The 19,084-nt window shown below is 52.0% G+C and carries 22 protein-coding genes; 7 read left to right on the forward strand and 15 right to left on the reverse strand.

From position 1 onward, the window contains the following. The 9 genes from A9180_RS07325 to fkpA all read right to left on the reverse strand — a co-directional run. On the reverse strand, positions 1–207 hold a 207-nt coding region (locus tag A9180_RS07325; protein ID WP_000031660.1), incomplete at its 3' end, for a GTP-binding protein. A 70-nt stretch (positions 208–277) separates the two neighbouring features. After that, positions 278–2,392 (reverse strand): elongation factor G, encoded by a 2,115-nt coding sequence (gene fusA, locus A9180_RS07330; RefSeq protein ID WP_064527527.1) that lies wholly within the window; start codon positions 2,390–2,392, stop codon positions 278–280. A gap of 96 nt (positions 2,393–2,488) precedes the next feature. After that, positions 2,489–2,959 carry a 30S ribosomal protein S7 gene (gene rpsG / locus A9180_RS07335; protein WP_001138043.1) on the reverse strand — a complete coding sequence of 157 codons (471 nt, stop codon included), beginning with the start codon at positions 2,957–2,959 and terminating at the stop codon, positions 2,489–2,491. Between the two features lie 95 nt (positions 2,960–3,054). Then, positions 3,055–3,429 carry a 30S ribosomal protein S12 gene (rpsL, locus tag A9180_RS07340; RefSeq protein WP_000246815.1) on the reverse strand — a complete coding sequence of 125 codons (375 nt, stop codon included), beginning with the start codon at positions 3,427–3,429 and terminating at the stop codon, positions 3,055–3,057. A gap of 125 nt (positions 3,430–3,554) precedes the next feature. Then, a complete protein-coding gene (gene tusB, locus A9180_RS07345; RefSeq protein WP_064527528.1) occupies positions 3,555–3,842 on the reverse strand; it encodes a sulfurtransferase complex subunit TusB in 288 nt (95 codons plus the stop codon). A 7-nt stretch (positions 3,843–3,849) separates the two neighbouring features. After that, complete coding sequence (gene tusC / locus A9180_RS07350) at positions 3,850–4,209, reverse strand: sulfurtransferase complex subunit TusC (protein ID WP_064527530.1); 360 nt, start codon at positions 4,207–4,209, stop codon at positions 3,850–3,852. After that, the gene (gene tusD / locus A9180_RS07355) at positions 4,209–4,595 is read right to left on the reverse strand and encodes a sulfurtransferase complex subunit TusD (RefSeq protein ID WP_064527531.1); all 387 of its coding nucleotides are present in this window, start codon (positions 4,593–4,595) and stop codon (positions 4,209–4,211) included. The genes tusC and tusD overlap by 1 nt, the downstream gene beginning before the upstream one ends. Further along, positions 4,595–5,317, reverse strand: a complete 723-nt coding sequence (locus tag A9180_RS07360; protein ID WP_000091466.1) for a transcriptional regulator — start codon at positions 5,315–5,317, stop codon at positions 4,595–4,597. Before A9180_RS07360 ends, tusD begins: the two co-directional genes overlap by 1 nt. A gap of 166 nt (positions 5,318–5,483) precedes the next feature. Beyond that, a complete protein-coding gene (gene fkpA / locus A9180_RS07365; RefSeq protein ID WP_064527533.1) occupies positions 5,484–6,296 on the reverse strand; it encodes an FKBP-type peptidyl-prolyl cis-trans isomerase in 813 nt (270 codons plus the stop codon). Between the two features lie 219 nt (positions 6,297–6,515). On the opposite strand from fkpA, the gene A9180_RS07370 reads away from it, so the two are divergent. Next, the gene (locus tag A9180_RS07370) at positions 6,516–6,734 is read left to right on the forward strand and encodes a protein SlyX (RefSeq protein WP_064527535.1); all 219 of its coding nucleotides are present in this window, start codon (positions 6,516–6,518) and stop codon (positions 6,732–6,734) included. A gap of 48 nt (positions 6,735–6,782) precedes the next feature. Here the strand turns inward: A9180_RS07370 and slyD are convergent, their stop codons facing one another. The 4 genes from slyD to kefG form a co-directional block, all read right to left on the reverse strand. Beyond that, entirely contained in the window at positions 6,783–7,373 is a 591-nt protein-coding gene (gene slyD / locus A9180_RS07375; protein WP_000861334.1) for a peptidylprolyl isomerase, read from the reverse strand. 94 nt (positions 7,374–7,467) lie between these two features. Next, complete coding sequence (locus A9180_RS07380; RefSeq protein WP_001007734.1) at positions 7,468–7,668, reverse strand: YheV family putative zinc ribbon protein; 201 nt, start codon at positions 7,666–7,668, stop codon at positions 7,468–7,470. A 9-nt stretch (positions 7,669–7,677) separates the two neighbouring features. After that, complete coding sequence (kefB, locus tag A9180_RS07385; RefSeq protein ID WP_064527537.1) at positions 7,678–9,483, reverse strand: glutathione-regulated potassium-efflux system protein KefB; 1,806 nt, start codon at positions 9,481–9,483, stop codon at positions 7,678–7,680. Next, positions 9,483–10,034, reverse strand: a complete 552-nt coding sequence (gene kefG, locus A9180_RS07390) for a glutathione-regulated potassium-efflux system ancillary protein KefG (protein ID WP_064527539.1) — start codon at positions 10,032–10,034, stop codon at positions 9,483–9,485. Before kefG ends, kefB begins: the two co-directional genes overlap by 1 nt. 129 nt (positions 10,035–10,163) lie before the next feature. Here kefG and A9180_RS07395 point away from each other — a divergent pair, with 129 nt between their 5' ends. The 4 genes from A9180_RS07395 to A9180_RS07410 are packed head-to-tail and all read left to right on the forward strand — an operon-like array spanning position 10,164 to position 14,234. After that, on the forward strand, positions 10,164–12,077 hold the full coding sequence (locus A9180_RS07395) for an ABC transporter ATP-binding protein (protein WP_000634783.1): 1,914 nt from the start codon (positions 10,164–10,166) through the stop codon (positions 12,075–12,077). After that, a complete protein-coding gene (locus A9180_RS07400; RefSeq protein WP_064527541.1) occupies positions 12,077–13,099 on the forward strand; it encodes a hydrolase in 1,023 nt (340 codons plus the stop codon). The genes A9180_RS07395 and A9180_RS07400 overlap by 1 nt, the downstream gene beginning before the upstream one ends. Next, complete coding sequence (locus tag A9180_RS07405) at positions 13,093–13,311, forward strand: YheU family protein (RefSeq protein WP_064527543.1); 219 nt, start codon at positions 13,093–13,095, stop codon at positions 13,309–13,311. The genes A9180_RS07400 and A9180_RS07405 overlap by 7 nt, the downstream gene beginning before the upstream one ends. 53 nt (positions 13,312–13,364) lie before the next feature. Beyond that, positions 13,365–14,234: a phosphoribulokinase gene (locus A9180_RS07410; RefSeq protein WP_064527544.1), complete on the forward strand. Its 870-nt coding sequence runs from the start codon at positions 13,365–13,367 to the stop codon at positions 14,232–14,234. 54 nt (positions 14,235–14,288) lie between these two features. Here A9180_RS07410 and A9180_RS07415 read toward each other — a convergent pair whose 3' ends face one another. Next, on the reverse strand, positions 14,289–14,693 hold the full coding sequence (locus A9180_RS07415) for an OsmC family protein (protein WP_001148908.1): 405 nt from the start codon (positions 14,691–14,693) through the stop codon (positions 14,289–14,291). Positions 14,694–14,994: 301 nt separating this feature from the next. Here A9180_RS07415 and crp point away from each other — a divergent pair, with 301 nt between their 5' ends. Both crp and A9180_RS07430 read left to right on the forward strand, forming a co-directional pair. Further along, positions 14,995–15,627 carry a cAMP-activated global transcriptional regulator CRP gene (crp, locus tag A9180_RS07425; protein WP_000242755.1) on the forward strand — a complete coding sequence of 211 codons (633 nt, stop codon included), beginning with the start codon at positions 14,995–14,997 and terminating at the stop codon, positions 15,625–15,627. A 50-nt stretch (positions 15,628–15,677) separates the two neighbouring features. Then, positions 15,678–17,768, forward strand: coding sequence for a YccS/YhfK family putative transporter (locus tag A9180_RS07430; protein ID WP_064527547.1), 2,091 nt, complete (start codon positions 15,678–15,680; stop codon positions 17,766–17,768). Positions 17,769–17,861: 93 nt separating this feature from the next. Here the strand turns inward: A9180_RS07430 and argD are convergent, their stop codons facing one another. Beyond that, entirely contained in the window at positions 17,862–19,082 is a 1,221-nt protein-coding gene (argD, locus tag A9180_RS07435; protein WP_064527549.1) for a bifunctional acetylornithine/succinyldiaminopimelate transaminase, read from the reverse strand. Between the last annotated feature and the right edge of the window lie 2 nt (positions 19,083–19,084).

Below are 19,084 nucleotides of genomic sequence, written 5' to 3' on the forward strand. Positions count from 1 at the left end.
TTCAACGTGAGAAGTGTTGATGGTGATACCACGAGCTTTTTCTTCCGGCGCGTTATCGATCTGGTCGAATGCACGAGCAGCACCGCCGTAGGTTTTAGCCAGTACGGTGGTGATTGCAGCGGTCAGAGTAGTTTTACCGTGGTCAACGTGGCCGATAGTACCAACGTTAACGTGCGGTTTTGTACGTTCAAATTTTTCTTTAGACACGGCTATATTCCTTACTATAGTGCTCTCCCCTTCAGGAGAGAGCACGGGACTTTGGTATTAACCCTTAGGCTTATTTACCACGGGCTTCAATTACGGCCTGAGCAACGTTACTCGGCGCTTCATCATACTTCAGGAATTCCATGGTGTATGATGCACGACCTTTGGTCAGAGAACGCAGCTGAGTTGCATATCCGAACATTTCAGACAGCGGTACTTCAGCGTGGATCTTAACGCCAGTAACTTCAGATTCCTGACCTTTGAGCATACCACGACGACGGCTCAAGTCACCGATAACGTCACCGGTGTTCTCTTCCGGAGTTTCTACTTCAACCTTCATGATCGGCTCAAGCAGAACTGGTTTCGCTTTCTTAAAGCCTTCTTTAAAGGCGATAGAAGCAGCCAGTTTAAACGCCAGTTCAGAGGAGTCAACGTCATGGTAAGAACCGAAGTGCAGACGAATACCCATGTCTACTACCGGGTAGCCTGCCAGCGGACCTGCTTTCAGCTGTTCCTGGATACCTTTATCAACGGCCGGGATGTATTCGCCAGGGATTACACCACCTTTAATGTCGTTGATGAACTCGTAGCCTTTCGGGTTTGAACCCGGCTCCAGCGGGTACATGTCGATAACAACATGACCATACTGACCACGACCACCAGACTGTTTCGCGTGTTTACCTTCAACATCGGTAACTTTCTGGCGGATAGTTTCACGGTAAGCAACCTGCGGTTTACCTACGTTCGCTTCAACGTTGAATTCACGCTTCATACGGTCAACGATGATGTCGAGGTGCAGTTCGCCCATACCCGCGATGATGGTCTGGTTAGATTCTTCGTCAGTCCATACACGGAAAGACGGGTCTTCTTTAGCCAGACGGCCCAGAGCCAGACCCATTTTTTCCTGGTCAGCTTTGGTTTTCGGTTCTACTGCGATGGAGATTACCGGCTCAGGGAATTCCATACGTTCCAGAATGATCGGCGCATCCGGGTCACACAGGGTGTCACCAGTGGTTACGTCTTTCAGACCGATTGCAGCAGCGATGTCGCCCGCGCGAACTTCTTTGATCTCTTCACGTTTGTTAGCGTGCATCTGAACGATACGACCGAAACGCTCACGTGCAGCTTTCACGGAGTTCAGAACGGTATCACCAGAGTTAACCACACCGGAGTAAACACGGAAGAAGGTCAGGTTACCAACAAACGGGTCGGTAGCGATTTTGAACGCCAGAGCAGAGAACGGCTCGTCATCACTTGCGTGACGTTCAGCCGGAGTATCTTTACCGTCGTCCAGGATACCGTTGATCGCAGGTACGTCAACCGGGGATGGCAGGTAATCAATTACCGCATCCAGCATCGCCTGAACACCTTTGTTCTTGAACGCAGAACCACAGGTTACCAGGATGATTTCGTTGTTCAGAACGCGCTGACGCAGAGCACCTTTAATCTCTTCTTCAGTCAGTTCTTCACCACCCAGGTATTTTTCCATCAGCTCTTCAGAAGCTTCAGCTGCGGATTCAATCAGGTACTGGTGCCATTCGTTAGCCAGTTCAACCATGTCTGCCGGGATATCTTCGTATTCGAAGGTTACGCCCTGGTCAGCGTCGTTCCAGTTGATAGCTTTCATTTTCACCAGGTCAACAACACCGGTGAAATGTTCTTCAGCACCAATCGCCAGCTGCAGCGGAACCGGGTTCGCGCCCAGACGGGTTTTGATCTGGTTAACAACTTTCAGGAAGTTCGCACCCATACGGTCCATTTTGTTAACGAACGCAATGCGCGGAACTTTATATTTGTTTGCCTGACGCCATACGGTTTCAGACTGCGGCTGAACACCACCAACTGCGCAGTAAACCATTACCGCACCATCGAGAACACGCATGGAACGTTCTACTTCGATTGTGAAGTCAACGTGCCCCGGGGTGTCGATGATGTTGATGCGATGCGGCTCATACTGCTTAGCCATACCAGACCAGAATGCAGTAGTTGCAGCGGAAGTGATGGTAATACCACGTTCCTGCTCCTGCTCCATCCAGTCCATGGTTGCAGCGCCGTCATGAACTTCACCGATTTTATGGTTTACACCGGTGTAGAACAGAATACGTTCGGTAGTAGTGGTTTTACCGGCGTCGATGTGCGCACTGATACCGATGTTACGGTAGCGTGCGATGGGTGTTGTACGAGCCATTTGTTTCCTCGTTTATCTTTTAGGCGTTCAATTTAAGTAGCCCAAAGCGGGCTGCTTACTGGAAGCGCCCGCCTGGTGACTAAAACTCCGAAGGGATTACCAACGGTAGTGTGCGAACGCCTTGTTGGCTTCGGCCATACGGTGAACGTCTTCACGTTTCTTAACTGCAGTACCTTTGTTTTCTGCAGCATCGGAAAGTTCGTTCGCCAGGCGCAGAGCCATGGATTTATCACCGCGTTTACGAGCAGCTTCAACGATCCAACGCATTGCCAGAGCATTGCGACGAACCGGACGGACTTCAACTGGTACCTGATAAGTAGAACCACCAACGCGGCGAGACTTAACTTCTACAGTCGGGCGCACGTTTTCGAGAGCTACTTCGAATGCTTCCAGTTCAGATTTACCAGAACGCTGAGCCAGGGTCTCCAGCGCGCTGTATACGATAGATTCGGCAGTAGATTTTTTACCATCTACCATCAGGATATTTACAAATTTAGCCAGCAGTTCTGATCCGAACTTCGGATCCGGCAGAATTTTACGCTGACCAATGACGCGACGACGTGGCATGGAAATACTCCGTTGTTAATTCAGGATTGTCCAAAACTCTACGAGTTTAGTTTGACATTAATATAAAACGTTTGGCCTTACTTAACGGAGAACCATTAAGCCTTAGGACGCTTCACGCCATACTTGGAACGAGCCTGCTTACGGTCTTTAACGCCGGAGCAGTCAAGCGCACCACGTACGGTGTGGTAACGAACACCCGGGAGGTCTTTAACACGACCGCCACGGATCAGGATCACGGAGTGCTCCTGCAGGTTGTGACCTTCACCACCGATGTAGGAAGTCACTTCGAAACCGTTAGTCAGACGAACACGGCATACTTTACGCAGCGCGGAGTTCGGTTTTTTAGGAGTGGTAGTATATACACGAGTACATACGCCACGTTTTTGCGGGCATGCTTCCAGCGCAGGCACGTTGCTTTTTGCAACTTTGCGAGCACGTGGTTTGCGTACCAGCTGGTTAACTGTTGCCATTAAATAGCTCCTGGTTTTAGCTTTTGCTTCGTAAACACGTAATAAAACGTCCTCACACAATATGAGGACGCCGAATTTTAGGGCGGTGTCGAAAAGGTGTCAAGAAATATACAACGATCCCGCCGTCACCAGGCCATCTGACCGGTGTGCTTAACCGTAAGTCTGACGAAATCAGTATAGTCAATTCGGATGATATCGTTCGAAATTTGGCCATCCAAACCCCGGGCAATGAGATCTTCGTTCAGGGCATAGACTTTAATGGAGGCATTACGCAGACTTTCAAGGTAGCGGTTACCGTCAACTGCGGCAGTTACGCCATCCTGCAATAACAGCAGTTCGTCGCCCTCACCGAGCAGACGCAGCAACGCAGGGAAATCCGTCAGCCAGGGTGAGCGATGTAATGTGTGCAACATGTATGCCTCAAAATCTCAAAATAACATCGTAGTTGCCGAGTTCGCGGCGTAAGGCTTCTGCTTCGAGCGGGGTGGCTTCAACAACAAAGGGGGTCTGCGGATCTAACCCACGCTCACGTAGTGAAGCCGCACAAACCCAGCACTGTTCAATGTCATACAGCCCCAGCAGTTTAAAGGTGGCGATGTAATCACGCGCCAGCACCACATCGGGCCTTTGCCCAGGCAAAATTTGAAAAACACCATCGGCAATAAAGAAAACCGCGAGCTCGTCAGTTAATGCGGAGGTTGCGAGTAAAGCATCTAATCCTTCACGACCAGCCGCGGTACCGTGAGGCGCAGTAGAAAAAACAAACGCAATTCGTTTCATCAAAACTGTACCACCCTGTCACAGGTCAGTGAGGCTTCCGCCAGTGCACCCAGGCCGCTTAAGGTGAAGCCCGGCTGGAGATTAGCGGACGCCAGACCTAATCTTCCCGCTTCGGTTTCATCGACGATACCGCGGCGTAACGCTGCCGCCACGCAGATATTCAGCGCCACACCATGTTGCGTATTCAGTTGTTGCCAGCCACGCACAAGGTCAAATTCATCACTCGCCGGAGAGGTGAACTGGTTAGCGTTATAGACCCCTTCCCTATAGAAAAAGACGCTGCTTAACTCATGTCCTTCTGCTATCAGCGCCTGTGCGAACTGAAAAGCACAACTCGCCTGTTGCGTACCGTATGCTGGCCCGGTCACCACGATGGCAAAACGCATTACTTATCTTGCCCCTGGAAGTCACCGCTTTTGAACTGACGGATATAGAGATAAACAGTATGTTTGGAGATGTTGAGACGATCAGCAACCTGATTAATCGCATCCTTGATGTCAAAGATCCCTTTCTCGTAGAGATTCAGCACGATCTGGCGATTTTTAGCATTATTAGAAACATTGCGATCGGCGTTCACTTCTTCAATGGTGAACTCCAGCGTTTGGGTAACCAGATCTTCAACAGAAGACGCAAAGTTGACGCTTGAGCCGACATCGGGAGTTTCTGGTGGCACAAAGGTGCTCATAATCTGCGAGAATGGCACATCAAGATTCATATTAATGCACAGCAGACCAATCACTCGCTGTTCACGGTTACGAATAGCAATCGTGAGCGACTTCATTAATACGCCACTTTTGGCGCGAGTAAAGTAGCATTTAGAAACGCTGCTATCCGCTCCCGTCATGTCGTGCAACATACGCAGTGCCAGATCGGTAATTGGCGAGCCAATCTTCCGGCCTGTATGTTCGCCGTTGGCAATACGAATGGCCGAACATTTTAAATCCTGCAAAGAGTGCAAAACGATTTCACAGTGGGAACCAATGAGCATCGCTAACCCGTCCACCACCGCTTCGTAGGATTTCAGAATATCAAAATCGGTCTGGTCGAAAGGACGTTGATCCAGTAAATCCAACTCACTGGTTTCGTTGGTTAAAAGCGACCTGGACATGAAAAAAAACACTCCTTTTCAGGAGCCTGTCGTTAACTTTTCAGGGCAGGCTCATTAATGATGCGGGTAATTAAATTAATACAGCGGAGGTTCCGCTTTCCAGCACTAATTATATCCGGCCTGCAATAAAAAAACCGCCGCCTGGTCAGGCGGCGGTTTTTAATGCTTATTTTTTAGCAGAATCTGCTGCTTTAGCATCTGCTTCTGGCTTCGTATCAGCCTTCGGCGCTGGTTTCACATCCAGCAGTTCTACGTCAAATACCAGGGTAGAATTCGGTGGGATCCCCGGAACGCCCGCTTTGCCGTAAGCCAGCTCTGGTGGGATAACCAGTTTGATCTTACCGCCTTTCTTGATGTTCTTCAGACCTTCAGTCCAGCCCGGGATCACACCGTCCAGACGGAAAGAGAGCGGTTCGCCACGGGTGTAAGAGTTATCGAACTCTTTACCGTCGATCAACGTACCTTTGTAGTTCACTACAACAGTATCGCTGTCTTTCGGTGATTCGCCTTTACCGGCTTCCACTACCTGATAAACCAGGCCAGTTGAAGAGGTTTTCACACCTTTCTCTTTGGCAAATTTCTCGCGATACTCTTTACCTTTTACTTCGTTATCAGCAGCATCTTTTTCCATCTTCGCCTGAGCGGAGGACTTCACACGTGCTTCAAACGCTTGCAGAGTCTGTTCGATCTCTTGATCAGAGAGTTTGCTTTTATCAGCAAATGCATCCTGAACACCCGCGATTAGCTGATCTTTATCCAGTTTGATGCCCAGCTTTTCTTGTTCTTTCAGAGAATTGTCCATGTAACGACCGAGCGAAGCACCCAGCGCGTAAGCTGATTTCTGATCGTCATTTTTGAACGCTGCTTTGCTGTCAGCAGTTGCAGTTGGTTTCGCCGCTTCGGCAGCAAAAGTGATTGGTGCATGCAGGGCAACGGCCATTGTGGTCGCCAGCAGCGTTACTTTAAACAGTGATTTCATCCATATCTCCAGGATCGGGGCATCTCACCCCAGGGTTAACTATTATCAGAAGGGTACTATAAAGCGTTGTCGGATAAATCTACATACAGACACGCCCTATTATCATCTATTTTCAGACTCTTTTTGTTTAAATTAGTTTCGATGTCGCGAAATGAGTGCTGTCTCTGGCAGCAAAGTTAAGTAGAATCCGCAGCGATCATTCGACCAAAGAGGTGAATCATGCAGGATTTAACATTGGAAGCACGCCTGGCAGAACTGGAGAGCCGACTGGCTTTTCAGGAAATCACCATTGAAGAACTGAACGTCACGGTGACCGCTCATGAAATGGAGATGGCGAAACTGCGCGATCATCTGCGTCTGCTGACCGAGAAGTTAAAAGCCAGCCAGCCGTCGAACATCGCGTCGCAGGCTGAAGAAACGCCGCCGCCGCATTATTGAGGCAAAAAAAAGCGGGGAATCCCCCGCTTTTTTGTCACCTTTTCGGTATTAGTGGCAACCGCAACCACCGTTACCTTTACCACCACAGCAGCCTTCGCCACCGTGTTCATGACCGTGATCGTGGCCATGACCGCCGCAGCAACCGTCGTGGTCATGATCGTGGTGATGGTCGTGCGCGCCGTGAACGTGACCATGAGCCAGTTCTTCTTCAGTCGCTTCACGAATCGCCACAACTTCAACGTTGAATTTCAGGTTCTGGCCAGCCAGCATGTGGTTACCGTCAACCACGACGTGATCGTCTTCAACCGCAGTGATTTCAACCGGTACTGGACCCTGGTCGGTTTCAGCCAGGAAGCGCATACCTACCTGCAGTTCATCAACGCCCATAAATACGTCTTTAGGAACGCGCTGCACCAGGTTTTCATCGTACTGACCGTAAGCGTCGTTAGCGCCAACAGCTACATCAAATTTGTCGCCAACTTCATGACCTTCCAGCGCTGTTTCCAGGCCAGAGATCAGGGAACCGTGACCATGCAGGTAGTCCAGCGGCGCACTCACCGGAGACTCATCAACCAACACACCGTCTTCTGTACGTACCTGATAGGCCAGGCTGACCACCAGGTCTTTTGCTACTTTCATGATATCTCCTGAGCATGGGAAGAATAGTGGCGCAGATTGTAGCGGAATTCTGCAGCCGTGTACTCACTAGCTTAAAAAAACTCGAAGCATATCGCTAGTCCGGATGAAAAATCCCGATCACTTGCTCATCTTTGCGAACGTGATCGCGGGCTTCTTTATCGACTTCTCGCATTTGGTGTCCACACTTAACGCATTCAACAATATCAATATTATTTTCGCGCCACATCGCCATGGAATCTTGTGCCTGACAGGCCGGACATTTTGCGCCCGCGATAAAACGTTTTCGGATTGCCATCTTTACCCTCTACTCAAATTCATCCCAGCCGTCCAGCTGGCGTCGTTCTTGTTGCATCTCACGCTGGAAAATCTCTTCCAGTTCGCGTCGGGCTTCCCTGGCGCGAGAAATTTGTACGGTGTCAGCATGCATCGGGATTAACTCCCGCAGCATTCGCATATCCAGGCGGCGAAAATGCAGTTGCGCGCGCTGCGCCTGATGCGGATGCATGCCAAGCGTGACCAGCGTTTTGCGCCCCAGCTCTAACGCACTGGAGAATGTTTCACGGGAAAACTGCGTCACTCCCGCCTGTAATAACTCATGCGCCTCTACACGTCCGCGCGCTCGCGCAAGAATATGCAAATGCGGAAAGTGCTGTTGGCATATTTCCACCAGCTTCATGGTGTCTTCCGGTTCGTTACAGGTGATGACGATAGACTCTGCGGCCTCTGCGCCTGCAGAACGCAACAGGTCAACTTGCGTGGCGTCGCCGTAATAAACTTTGTAGCCATATTTGCGCATCAGGTTAACGGCACTGATGTCCCGCTCCAGCACGGTAATGCGCATTTTATTCGCCATCAGCAAACGACCAATCACCTGTCCAAAACGTCCGAAGCCCACGACAATCACCTGCGGTTTATCATCGTTTACCCACGGTTTTTCATCCTCTTCTTCCGGGGCGTTGAACTGGCGGGATAGCCATTTATCCACCAGCTTCATCAGCAGCGGCGTGGTCATCATGGAAAGCGTAACCGTCACCAGCAACAGTGCCATCTGGTCACCCTGAAACAGCCGTTGCGAAGAAGCCGTAGAAAAGAGGACAAAGGCAAACTCGCCGCCCTGGCTCAACACGCCAGCAAACTGCATCCGCTCGGAACTGCGCACGCCATACAGCCGCGCCAGCAGATACAGCACGAGAATTTTCACCGCCACCAACACAATAACGCTTAACACCACCCACAGCAGATGGGTATAAAGCACCCCGAGGTTGAGCGACATCCCGACTGAGATAAAAAATAGCCCGAGCAGCAACCCCTTAAATGGATCGATAGCTGTTTCAAGTTCGTGGCGATATTCGCTTTCCGCCAGCAACACGCCCGCAATAAACGTACCGAGCGCCATCGACAGCCCCAGCGCATCCATAAATAACGCGGAACCCAGCACCAGCAATAACGTCGCGGCGGTGAACACTTCTCGCACGCCTGAAGCCGCAATAAAGCGGAATACCGGACGCAGCAAATAGCGCCCACCAATCAGCATGCCGACAAACGCCAGCACCTTCATACCGACTGTCATCCAGTCGAAATGTTCGTCTGCCGATCCCGCCAATAGCGGCACTAATGCCAGCGCCGGGATCACCGCCAAATCCTGAAACAGCAGTACCGAAAACCCGAGCTGACCAGATTCGCTGCGATTCATCCCTTTTTCGCGCATCAGTTGCAGCGCCATTGCGGTTGAGGACATCGCAAGGCCAATGCCCCCCACCACTGCAGCCTGCCAGGCAAAATTGGTCAGCATTAATAACCCTGCCAGCAACGCCGCACTTAACAGCACCTGCGCCGCGCCTACGCCAAAGATAGAGCGCCGCAATTGCCAGAGTTTGGAGGGATTCAACTCCAGCCCGATGATAAACATCAGAAATACCACGCCGAGTTCCGAAAAGTGGAGGATCTCATCGACGTCGCTAATAAACCCCAGTCCCCACGGGCCAATCGCAATTCCAGCCAGCAAATATCCCAACACAGCGCCAATGCCCAGCCGCGATGCCAACGGCACCGCAGCCACCGCCGCGAAGAGAAACAGCACTCCCGCCAGTAAAAAATCGGAACCTTCCATCAGCGGCCTCCCACGAGAACCGGATTTGCCAGCCAGTCACCGTAGGCTCTGGCGTGACTTGCCAGCTCCTGTGCGCTTTGCCGTCTCGCCCAGTAAATAATGATGGGGCTTAACCAGTGCATCCGGCACATGCCCGCAGCCAGTTCAAAGGGGCGTAGAACATCGCTCATCGGATAGCGATTCAACGCATCATAGCGGTAGGCGCTTTCCGGCTCGCCGGTGGTGATCACGCTGCGCCAGTACTTTCCCGCCAGTTGATTTCCTCCTGGCCCACTGGCAAAGCCGCGGCTCAATACCCGATCCAGCCACTCTTTGAGTAACGCCGGGCAACTGTAGGTATAAAGAGGATGCTGAAAAACAATCACCTCGTGCTCGCGCAGTAACGCCTGCTCACGGGGGATATCAATAAAAAAATCGGGGTAGTGCGCGTAAAGGTCGTGCACGGTAACATTGCTGAGCTGCGTGGCCGGTTTAAGCAGTACCCGGTTTGCCACCGAGTCCTGAGATTCCGGATGGGCATACAGCAGCAAAACTTTCGCTGGCTGAGACATCATCCCCCTCCCGGTATGTTTTTGTGTATAGTCGCTGTTTTGGGCTACCATTGCGCCCGGTGCGGCAGCTCGCCCATACATTACATTATCATAATGATAAGTTAACATAGTCTGAACATACGGCGCCTTATGATTGTTTTCTCCTCGTTACAAATTCGTCGCGGCGTGCGCGTCCTGCTGGATAATGCCACCGCCACCATCAACCCCGGCCAGAAAGTCGGCCTGGTGGGTAAAAACGGCTGCGGTAAATCTACCCTGCTGGCATTGCTGAAAAATGAAATCAGCGCCGACGGCGGCAGCTACACCTTTCCTGGAAGCTGGCAACTAGCGTGGGTGAATCAGGAAACGCCAGCGTTACCGCAAGCGGCGCTGGAATATGTCATTGACGGCGACCGCGAATATCGCCAACTGGAAGCACAGCTCCACGACGCCAACGAACGTAACGACGGGCACGCCATCGCCACCATTCACGGCAAGCTGGATGCCATCGATGCATGGAGTATTCGTTCACGCGCCGCCAGCCTGCTGCACGGCCTCGGTTTCAGCAACGAACAACTGGAGCGCCCGGTGAGTGATTTCTCCGGTGGCTGGCGTATGCGTCTTAACCTCGCCCAGGCGCTGATTTGCCGTTCAGACTTGCTGCTGCTCGACGAACCAACTAACCACCTCGATCTCGATGCCGTTATCTGGCTGGAAAAATGGTTGAAGAGCTATCAGGGCACGCTGATCCTGATCTCCCACGACCGTGACTTCCTCGATCCAATCGTCGATAAAATCATTCATATCGAACAGCAAAACATGTTCGAGTACACCGGCAACTACAGCTCGTTTGAAGTGCAGCGCGCCACTCGCCTGGCGCAGCAACAGGCGATGTACGAAAGCCAGCAAGAGCGCGTGGCACATCTGCAAAGTTATATCGACCGTTTCCGTGCTAAAGCCACCAAAGCAAAACAAGCACAGAGCCGCATTAAGATGCTCGAGCGCATGGAGCTGATTGCCCCCGCGCACGTCGACAACCCGTTCCGCTTTAGCTTCCGCGCGCCGGAAAGCCTGCCTAACCCGTTGTTGAAGATGGAAAAAGTCAGTGCGGGCTATGGCGATCGCATTATTCTCGACTCAATCAAACTGAATCTGGTCCCCGGTTCGCGCATTGGTTTGTTAGGCCGTAACGGCGCGGGTAAATCGACATTAATCAAACTGTTAGCCGGTGAACTTGCGCCAGTCAGCGGTGAAATTGGCCTGGCGAAAGGGATCAAACTCGGCTACTTCGCCCAGCATCAACTGGAATACCTGCGCGCCGACGAATCGCCTATTCAGCATCTGGCGCGTTTAGCTCCGCAGGAACTGGAGCAAAAACTGCGTGACTACCTCGGCGGTTTTGGTTTCCAGGGCGATAAAGTAACCGAAGAGACGCGCCGTTTCTCAGGTGGTGAAAAAGCGCGTCTGGTGCTGGCATTGATCGTCTGGCAGCGCCCGAATCTGTTGCTGCTCGATGAACCGACCAACCACCTTGACCTCGACATGCGCCAGGCACTCACCGAAGCGTTGATTGAGTTCGAAGGCGCGCTAGTTGTCGTTTCGCACGACCGCCATTTACTGCGTTCCACCACTGACGATCTCTATCTGGTTCACGATCGTAAAGTCGAACCGTTCGACGGCGATCTGGAAGATTATCAACAATGGTTGAGCGACGTACAAAAGCAGGAAAACCAAACCGACGACGCGCCAAAAGAGAACGCTAACAGCGCCCAGGCGCGTAAGGATCAGAAGCGTCGGGAAGCAGAACTGCGTGCGCAAACCCAGCCGCTACGTAAAGAGATCGCCCGTCTGGAAAAAGAGATGGAGAAGCTGAACGCGCAACTGGCGCAGGCGGAAGAAAAGCTGGGTGACAGCGAACTGTACGACCAGAGCCGTAAAGCGGAACTGACCGCCTGCCTGCAACAACAAGCGAGCGCGAAATCCGGCCTGGAAGAGTGCGAAATGGCATGGCTGGAAGCCCAGGAGCAACTGGAACAGATGCTGCTGGAAGGCCAAAGCAACTGATGGCGCAGATAACGACGACCGATGTCAATGAATTCAGCAGCAGTGCTGAATTCACCCCTATGCGCGGTTTCAGCAATTGCCATCTACAAACCATGCTGCCGCGTCTGTTTCGTCGTCAGGTGAAATTCACTCCGCACTGGCAGCGGCTGGAGTTGCCCGACAGCGACTTTGTCGATCTCGCGTGGAGTGAAGATCCCACACAGGCGCAGCATAAACCGCGTCTGGTGGTGTTTCATGGTCTGGAGGGCAGTCTGAATAGCCCTTATGCCCACGGCCTGGTTGATGCGGCTAAAAAACGCGGCTGGCTGGGTGTGGTGATGCATTTTCGCGGATGCAGCGGTGAACCTAACCGCATGCACCGCATTTACCATTCGGGCGAAACCGAAGACGCCAGTTGGTTTTTACGCTGGCTGCAACGTGAGTTTGGCCATGCGCCAACGGCTGCCGTCGGCTATTCTCTCGGCGGCAATATGCTGGCATGCCTGCTGGCCAAAGAAGGTAATAATGTCCCGATTGATGCGGCGGTGATTGTCTCCGCGCCGTTTGTGCTGGAAGCCTGTAGTTACCATATGGAAAAGGGCTTTTCCCGCGTTTATCAGCGTTACCTGGTGAATCTGTTAAAAGCCAATGCTGCGCGTAAACTGAAGGCGTACCCCGGAACACTGCCAATAGATCTCGCTCAGTTGAAATCGGTGCGCCGCATCCGCGAATTTGACGATCTAATCACCGCCAAAATTCACGGCTACGCCGATGCTATCGACTATTATCGTCAGTGTAGCGCCATGCCGCTGCTCAATCGGATCGTCAAACCGACGCTGATTATTCACGCCAAAGACGATCCGTTTATGGATCATCAGGTGATCCCGAAACCAGAAAATCTTCCTCCGCAAGTAGAGTATCAACTGACTGAACATGGCGGTCATGTTGGTTTTATTGGCGGTACATTATTTCACCCACAAATGTGGCTGGAGTCACGCATTCCTGACTGGTTAACAACGTATCTGGAGACGAAATCATGTTGATTCCCTGGCAAGACATCTCCCCTGAAACGCTGGAAAATTTAATTGAAAGCTTTGTGTTACGTGAAGGCACCGATTATGGTGAACAAGAGCGTACGCTTGAACAGAAAGTCGCCGACGTCAAACGCCAGCTACAGTGCGGAGAAGCGGTACTGGTCTGGTCGGAACTGCACGAAACGGTCAATATCATGCCGCGCAGTCAGTTTCGCGAATAACCTGCAACCGTCGGCGGACGAAATAATAATGATAACCAGGTCATGGAGTTACTATGTCTGCCAAACATCCGGTCATTGCGGTAACAGGGTCCAGCGGCGCGGGGACCACCACCACCAGCCTCGCGTTTCGTAAAATATTCGCGCAGTTAAATCTGCAAGCAGCCGAGGTGGAAGGCGACAGTTTTCACCGCTACACCCGCCCGGAAATGGATATGGCGATCCGCAAGGCGCGCGATGCCGGGCGGCATATCAGCTACTTCGGCCCCGAAGCCAACGACTTCGGCCTGCTGGAACAAACCTTTATTGAATACGGCCAGAGCGGCAAAGGGAAATCACGCAAATACCTGCATACCTACGACGAAGCCGTACCGTGGAATCAGGTGCCAGGCACATTCACCCCGTGGCAGGCGCTACCGGAACCCACCGATGTGCTGTTTTATGAAGGTTTGCACGGCGGCGTGGTCACACCACAACATAACGTCGCGCAGCATGTGGATTTACTGGTAGGCGTAGTGCCTATCGTTAACCTGGAGTGGATTCAAAAGCTTATCCGTGACACCGGCGAGCGCGGACACTCACGAGAAGCGGTGATGGACTCGGTTGTACGTTCAATGGAAGACTATATCAACTACATCACGCCGCAGTTTTCCCGCACCCATCTTAACTTCCAGCGCGTCCCCACCGTCGACACTTCAAACCCCTTCGCCGCAAAAGGCATTCCATCGCTGGATGAAAGCTTTGTGGTGATTCATTTTCGTAATCTGGAGGGGATCGATTTCCCCTGGCTGCTGGCGATGTTGCAAGGTTCGTTCATTTCCCACATCAATACATTAGTGGTGCCGGGAGGCAAAATGGGTCTGGCAATGGAGTTAATTATGCTGCCGCTGGTGCAACGACTGATGGAAGGGAAGAAAATCGAGTAACTTCACCAATAAGCCGGATAAAATACTATCCGGCATCACAACGGGGTAGTTAAATCACGCAGCAACCACTTCATAAGAGTGGGTAATATTCACCGCTTTTTCCAGCATCAGCGCCACTGAACAATATTTCTCAGCAGAGAGATCCACCGCACGCGCAACCGCTGCATCCTTCAAGTCGCGACCGGTGACGATAAAATGCAAATTGATATGGGTAAACAGGCGCGGTGCCTCTTCGCGGCGTTCAGAGGTCAGTTTTACTTCACAATCGACCACATCCTGACGCCCCTTCTGCAGGATAGAAACCACATCAATGGCGCTACAGCCACCCGCCGCCATCAGCACCATTTCCATCGGGCTTGGCGCTTTATCGCCAGAGTTACCATCCATTAAAATCTGGTGACCAGAGGCGGATTCGCCCAGAAAAGTTAACCCTTCAACCCACTTTACACGCGCTTGCATAATCGAAACTCCATTGCGTCAGTTTTCCTGACAGAGTACGCGTACTGACCAAATCGCGCAACGGAAGGCGACCTGGGTCATGCTGAAGCGAGACACCAGGAGACACAAAGCGAAAGCTATGCTAAAACAGTCGGGATGCTACAGTAATACATTGATGTACTGCATGTATGTAAAGGACGTCACATTACCGTGCAGTTCAGTTGATAGCCCCTTCCCAGGTAGCGGGAAGCACATTTCGGCAATCCAGAGACAGCGGCGTTTTCTGGCTCTGGAGAAAGCTTATAACAGAGGATAACCGCGCATGGTGCTTGGCAAACCGCAAACAGACCCGACTCTCGAATGGTTCTTGTCTCATTGCCACATTCATAAGTACCCATCCAAGAGCACGCTTATTCACCAGGGTGAAAAAGCGGAAACGCTGTACTACATCGTTAAAGGCTCTGTGGCAGTGCTGATCAAAGACGAGGAGGGTAAAGAAATGATCCTCTCCTATCTGAATCAGGGTGATTTTATTGGCGAATTGGGCCTGTTTGAAGAAGGCCAGGAACGTAGCGCATGGGTACGTGCAAAAACCGCCTGTGAAGTAGCTGAAATTTCCTACAAAAAATTTCGTCAATTAATTCAGGTGAACCCGGATATTCTGATGCGTCTCTCCGCGCAAATGGCGCGTCGTCTGCAAGTCACTTCAGAGAAAGTCGGAAACCTTGCGTTCCTCGACGTTACAGGTCGCATCGCGCAGACGCTGCTGAATCTGGCGAAACAACCCGATGCAATGACTCACCCGGACGGTATGCAAATTAAAATTACCCGTCAGGAAATTGGTCAAATTGTCGGCTGTTCTCGTGAAACCGTAGGGCGCATTCTGAAGATGCTGGAAGATCAGAACCTGATCTCCGCACACGGTAAAACCATCGTCGTTTACGGCACTCGTTAATCCCGTCGGAGTGGCGCGTTACCTGGTAGCGCGCCATTTTGTTTAAACCGATGTGGCGCAGACTGATTTATCATCCTGATATCAACTATGCACTACGACAAACTCTGGTGCTATGTTTGCCCGTGGCCGTTGGTCTGTTGTTTGGCGAATTAAGACTCGGCCTGCTGTTTTCACTCGTCCCTGCCTGTTGCAACATTGCGGGGCTTGATACCCCCCATAAACGTTTTTTCAAACGCCTGATTATTGGCGCGTCGCTGTTTGCTACCTGTAGCTTACTGACACAGCTGCTGTTGGAAAAAGATATCCCCCTGCCCTTTTTGCTGACCGGGTTAACGCTGGTACTTGGCGTCACTGCCGAGCTTGGGCCATTGCACGCAAAATTGCTTCCCGCATCGTTACTCGCCGCCATTTTTACACTCAGTCTGGCGGGATATATGCCGGTCTGGGAACCGTTGCTCATCTACGCGTTAGGCACGCTCTGGTACGGACTGTTTAACTGGTTCTGGTTCTGGCTCTGGCGCGAACAGCCCCTACGCGAGTCACTTAGTCTGCTCTACCGTGAACTGGCTGATTACTGTGAAATCAAATACAGTCTGCTCACTCAGCATACCGATCCTGAAAAAGCACTCCCGCCACTGCTGGTACGCCAGCAAAAAGCGGTCGATTTGATTACCCAGTGCTATCAGCAAATGCACATGCTTTCCGCGCAAAATAATACCGATTACAAGCGGATGTTGCGCATTTTTCAGGAAGCACTGGATTTACAGGAACATATTTCGGTCAGTTTGCATCAACCTGAAGAGGTGCAAAAGCTGGTCGAGCGTAGCCATGCAGAAGAAGTTATCCGCTGGAATGCGCAAACCGTCGCCGCTCGCCTGCGCGTGCTGGCTGATGACATTCTTTACCATCGCCTGCCGACGCGTTTTACGATGGAAAAGCAAATTGGCGCACTGGAGAAAATCGCCCGCCAGCATCCGGATAACCCTGTGGGGCAATTCTGCTACTGGCACTTCAGCCGCATCGCTCGAGTGCTGCGTACCCAGAAACCGCTTTATGCCCGCGATCTGCTGGCGGATAAACAGCGACGAATGCCGTTACTTCCGGCGCTAAAAAGTTATCTTTCCCTGAAATCGCCAGCACTACGTAATGCCGGACGACTGAGCGTGATGTTAAGCGTTGCCAGTTTGATGGGGACCGCGCTGCATCTGCCGAAGTCGTATTGGATCCTGATGACGGTGTTGCTGGTGACACAGAATGGTTACGGCGCGACCCGTCTGAGGATTGTGAATCGCTCCGTGGGGACCGTGGTCGGGTTAATCATTGCGGGCGTGGCGCTGCACTTTAAAATTCCCGAAGGTTACACCCTGACGTTGATGCTGTTTACCACGCTCGCCAGCTATCTGATATTGCGCAAAAACTACGGCTGGGCGACAGTCGGCTTTACCATTACCGCGGTGTATACCCTGCAACTGTTGTGGCTAAACGGCGAGCAATACATCATTCCCCGTCTTATCGATACCATTATTGGTTGTTTGATTGCCTTCGGCGGCACGGTATGGCTGTGGCCGCAGTGGCAGAGTGGTTTATTGCGTAAAAACGCCCATGACGCCTTAGAAACCTACCAGGAAGCGATTCGTCTGATCCTGAGTAAAGATCCACAACCTACGCCACTGGCCTGGCAGCGAATGCGGGTAAATCAGGCACATAACACTCTGTATAACTCATTAAATCAGGCGATGCAGGAACCGGCGTTTAATAGCCATTATCTGGCAGACATGAAACTGTGGGTAACGCACAGTCAGTTTATTGTTGAACATATTAATGCCATGACCACGCTGGCGCGGGAGCACCGGGCATTGCCGCCGGAGCTGGCGCAGGAGTATTTGCAGTCTTGTGAAATCGCTATTCAACGCTGTCAGCAGCGGCTGGAGTATGACGAACCGGGTAGTTCTGGTGACGCCAATATCATAGACTCGCCAGAGATGCTGCCGCACGAAGGCGCGGCTGGTACCCTGGAACAGCATTTACAACGGGTTATTGGCCATCTGAATACGATGCACACCATTTCAGCGATGGCCTGGCGGCAGCGACCGCATCACGGGATTTGGTTGAATCGGAAGTTACGGGATTCGAAGGCGTAATATCATCATTGCCAGAAGCAAACCGTAGGTCGGATAAGGCGTTCACGCCGCATCCGACACCCTTTGCCTGATGCGACGCTTACCGCGTCTTATTTACGCCCCAACCACCTTCGCCACCGCGTTGGCAAAACGTTGCATCCCTTCATCAATATCCGCATCTTCCACCACCAGCGACGGTGCAAAACGCATCACATCCGGTCCGGCATTCAGCACCATTACGCCAGCCTCTGCGCCCGAATACAGGAAATCACGCGCCCGACCTTTGTACTGCGGCTTAAGCTCTGCGCCAATCAACAACCCCATACCGCGAATATCGCTAAACACATCAAACTGCTGATCTACCTTCTGCAAATGGTCAACAAAACGCTGGCGTTTCGCGTGAATGCCTTCCAGCACTTCAGGGGTATTGATGATATCAAACGCCGCGCCCGCTACTGCACAGGCCAGAGGATTACCGCCGTAGGTGGAACCGTGAGAACCAGGATGAAACGCAGAAGCAATTTCCGCCGTGGTCAGCATGGCGCTAATCGGGAAGCCGCCGCCTAACGCTTTCGCAGAGGTCAGAATATCCGGCGTCACACCGTAGTGCATGTAAGCAAACAAATCGCCTGTCCGCCCCATCCCGCACTGCACTTCATCAAACACCAATAATGCCTGATGTTGATCGCACAGCTCGCGCAAGCCCTGCAAAAACTCTGGCGTCGCAGCCGTCACGCCGCCCTCGCCCTGGATCGGCTCAACCACCACCGCACAGGTGTGATCATCCATCACCGCTTTCACTGCGTGGAGATCGTTAAAGGGAACGTGAATGATGTCTGCCGGTTTCGGCCCAAAGCCGTCGGAATATTTTGGCTGCCCACCCACCGAAACGGTAAACAGCGAGCGACCATGAAAAGCGTTATGGAAGGCAATAATTTTGGTTTTGAACGGGCTATGACGCACACAGGCGTAATGGCGTGCCAGTTTAAAGGCGGTTTCGTTAGCTTCCGTGCCGGAGTTCATAAACACCACGCGTTCGGCAAACGTCGCCTCAATCAGTTTGCGCCCAAGACGCAGCGCCGGTTCATTGGTGAAAACGTTACTGATATGCCACAGAGTTTCGCCCTGGGTTTTTAACGCGTTCACCAGCGCAGGATGGCAATGGCCCAACGCCGTAACTGCAATGCCACCCGCGAAATCGACATACTCCTTGCCTTGCTGATCCCAGATTCGGCTGCCCTGACCTTTTACCGGAATGAACTCTGCCGGTGCATAAATCGGCAGGATCACTTCATCGAAAGTCGCGCGTGTAATTGCTGTTTGTTCAATTGCCATCT

This window comes from Escherichia sp. B1147, assembly GCF_001660175.1.
GTDB lineage: Bacteria > Pseudomonadota > Gammaproteobacteria > Enterobacterales > Enterobacteriaceae > Escherichia > Escherichia whittamii.

What these genes read in the sequence shown, in the direction of transcription:
- fusA (WP_064527527.1), bottom strand. Translation starts at nt 2,392, where the DNA reads ATGGCTCGTACAACACCCATCGCACGCTACCGTAACATCGGTATCAGT.
- rpsG (WP_001138043.1), bottom strand. Translation starts at nt 2,959, where the DNA reads ATGCCACGTCGTCGCGTCATTGGTCAGCGTAAAATTCTGCCGGATCCG.
- rpsL (WP_000246815.1), bottom strand. Translation starts at nt 3,429, where the DNA reads ATGGCAACAGTTAACCAGCTGGTACGCAAACCACGTGCTCGCAAAGTT.
- tusB (WP_064527528.1), bottom strand. Translation starts at nt 3,842, where the DNA reads ATGTTGCACACATTACATCGCTCACCCTGGCTGACGGATTTCCCTGCG.
- tusC (WP_064527530.1), bottom strand. Translation starts at nt 4,209, where the DNA reads ATGAAACGAATTGCGTTTGTTTTTTCTACTGCGCCTCACGGTACCGCG.
- tusD (WP_064527531.1), bottom strand. Translation starts at nt 4,595, where the DNA reads ATGCGTTTTGCCATCGTGGTGACCGGGCCAGCATACGGTACGCAACAG.
- A9180_RS07360 (WP_000091466.1), bottom strand. Translation starts at nt 5,317, where the DNA reads ATGTCCAGGTCGCTTTTAACCAACGAAACCAGTGAGTTGGATTTACTG.
- fkpA (WP_064527533.1), bottom strand. Translation starts at nt 6,296, where the DNA reads ATGAAATCACTGTTTAAAGTAACGCTGCTGGCGACCACAATGGCCGTT.
- A9180_RS07370 (WP_064527535.1), top strand. Translation starts at nt 6,516, where the DNA reads ATGCAGGATTTAACATTGGAAGCACGCCTGGCAGAACTGGAGAGCCGA.
- slyD (WP_000861334.1), bottom strand. Translation starts at nt 7,373, where the DNA reads ATGAAAGTAGCAAAAGACCTGGTGGTCAGCCTGGCCTATCAGGTACGT.
- A9180_RS07380 (WP_001007734.1), bottom strand. Translation starts at nt 7,668, where the DNA reads ATGGCAATCCGAAAACGTTTTATCGCGGGCGCAAAATGTCCGGCCTGT.
- kefB (WP_064527537.1), bottom strand. Translation starts at nt 9,483, where the DNA reads ATGGAAGGTTCCGATTTTTTACTGGCGGGAGTGCTGTTTCTCTTCGCG.
- kefG (WP_064527539.1), bottom strand. Translation starts at nt 10,034, where the DNA reads ATGTCTCAGCCAGCGAAAGTTTTGCTGCTGTATGCCCATCCGGAATCT.
- A9180_RS07395 (WP_000634783.1), top strand. Translation starts at nt 10,164, where the DNA reads ATGATTGTTTTCTCCTCGTTACAAATTCGTCGCGGCGTGCGCGTCCTG.
- A9180_RS07400 (WP_064527541.1), top strand. Translation starts at nt 12,077, where the DNA reads ATGGCGCAGATAACGACGACCGATGTCAATGAATTCAGCAGCAGTGCT.
- A9180_RS07405 (WP_064527543.1), top strand. Translation starts at nt 13,093, where the DNA reads ATGTTGATTCCCTGGCAAGACATCTCCCCTGAAACGCTGGAAAATTTA.
- A9180_RS07410 (WP_064527544.1), top strand. Translation starts at nt 13,365, where the DNA reads ATGTCTGCCAAACATCCGGTCATTGCGGTAACAGGGTCCAGCGGCGCG.
- A9180_RS07415 (WP_001148908.1), bottom strand. Translation starts at nt 14,693, where the DNA reads ATGCAAGCGCGTGTAAAGTGGGTTGAAGGGTTAACTTTTCTGGGCGAA.
- crp (WP_000242755.1), top strand. Translation starts at nt 14,995, where the DNA reads ATGGTGCTTGGCAAACCGCAAACAGACCCGACTCTCGAATGGTTCTTG.
- A9180_RS07430 (WP_064527547.1), top strand. Translation starts at nt 15,678, where the DNA reads ATGTGGCGCAGACTGATTTATCATCCTGATATCAACTATGCACTACGA.
- argD (WP_064527549.1), bottom strand. Translation starts at nt 19,082, where the DNA reads ATGGCAATTGAACAAACAGCAATTACACGCGCGACTTTCGATGAAGTG.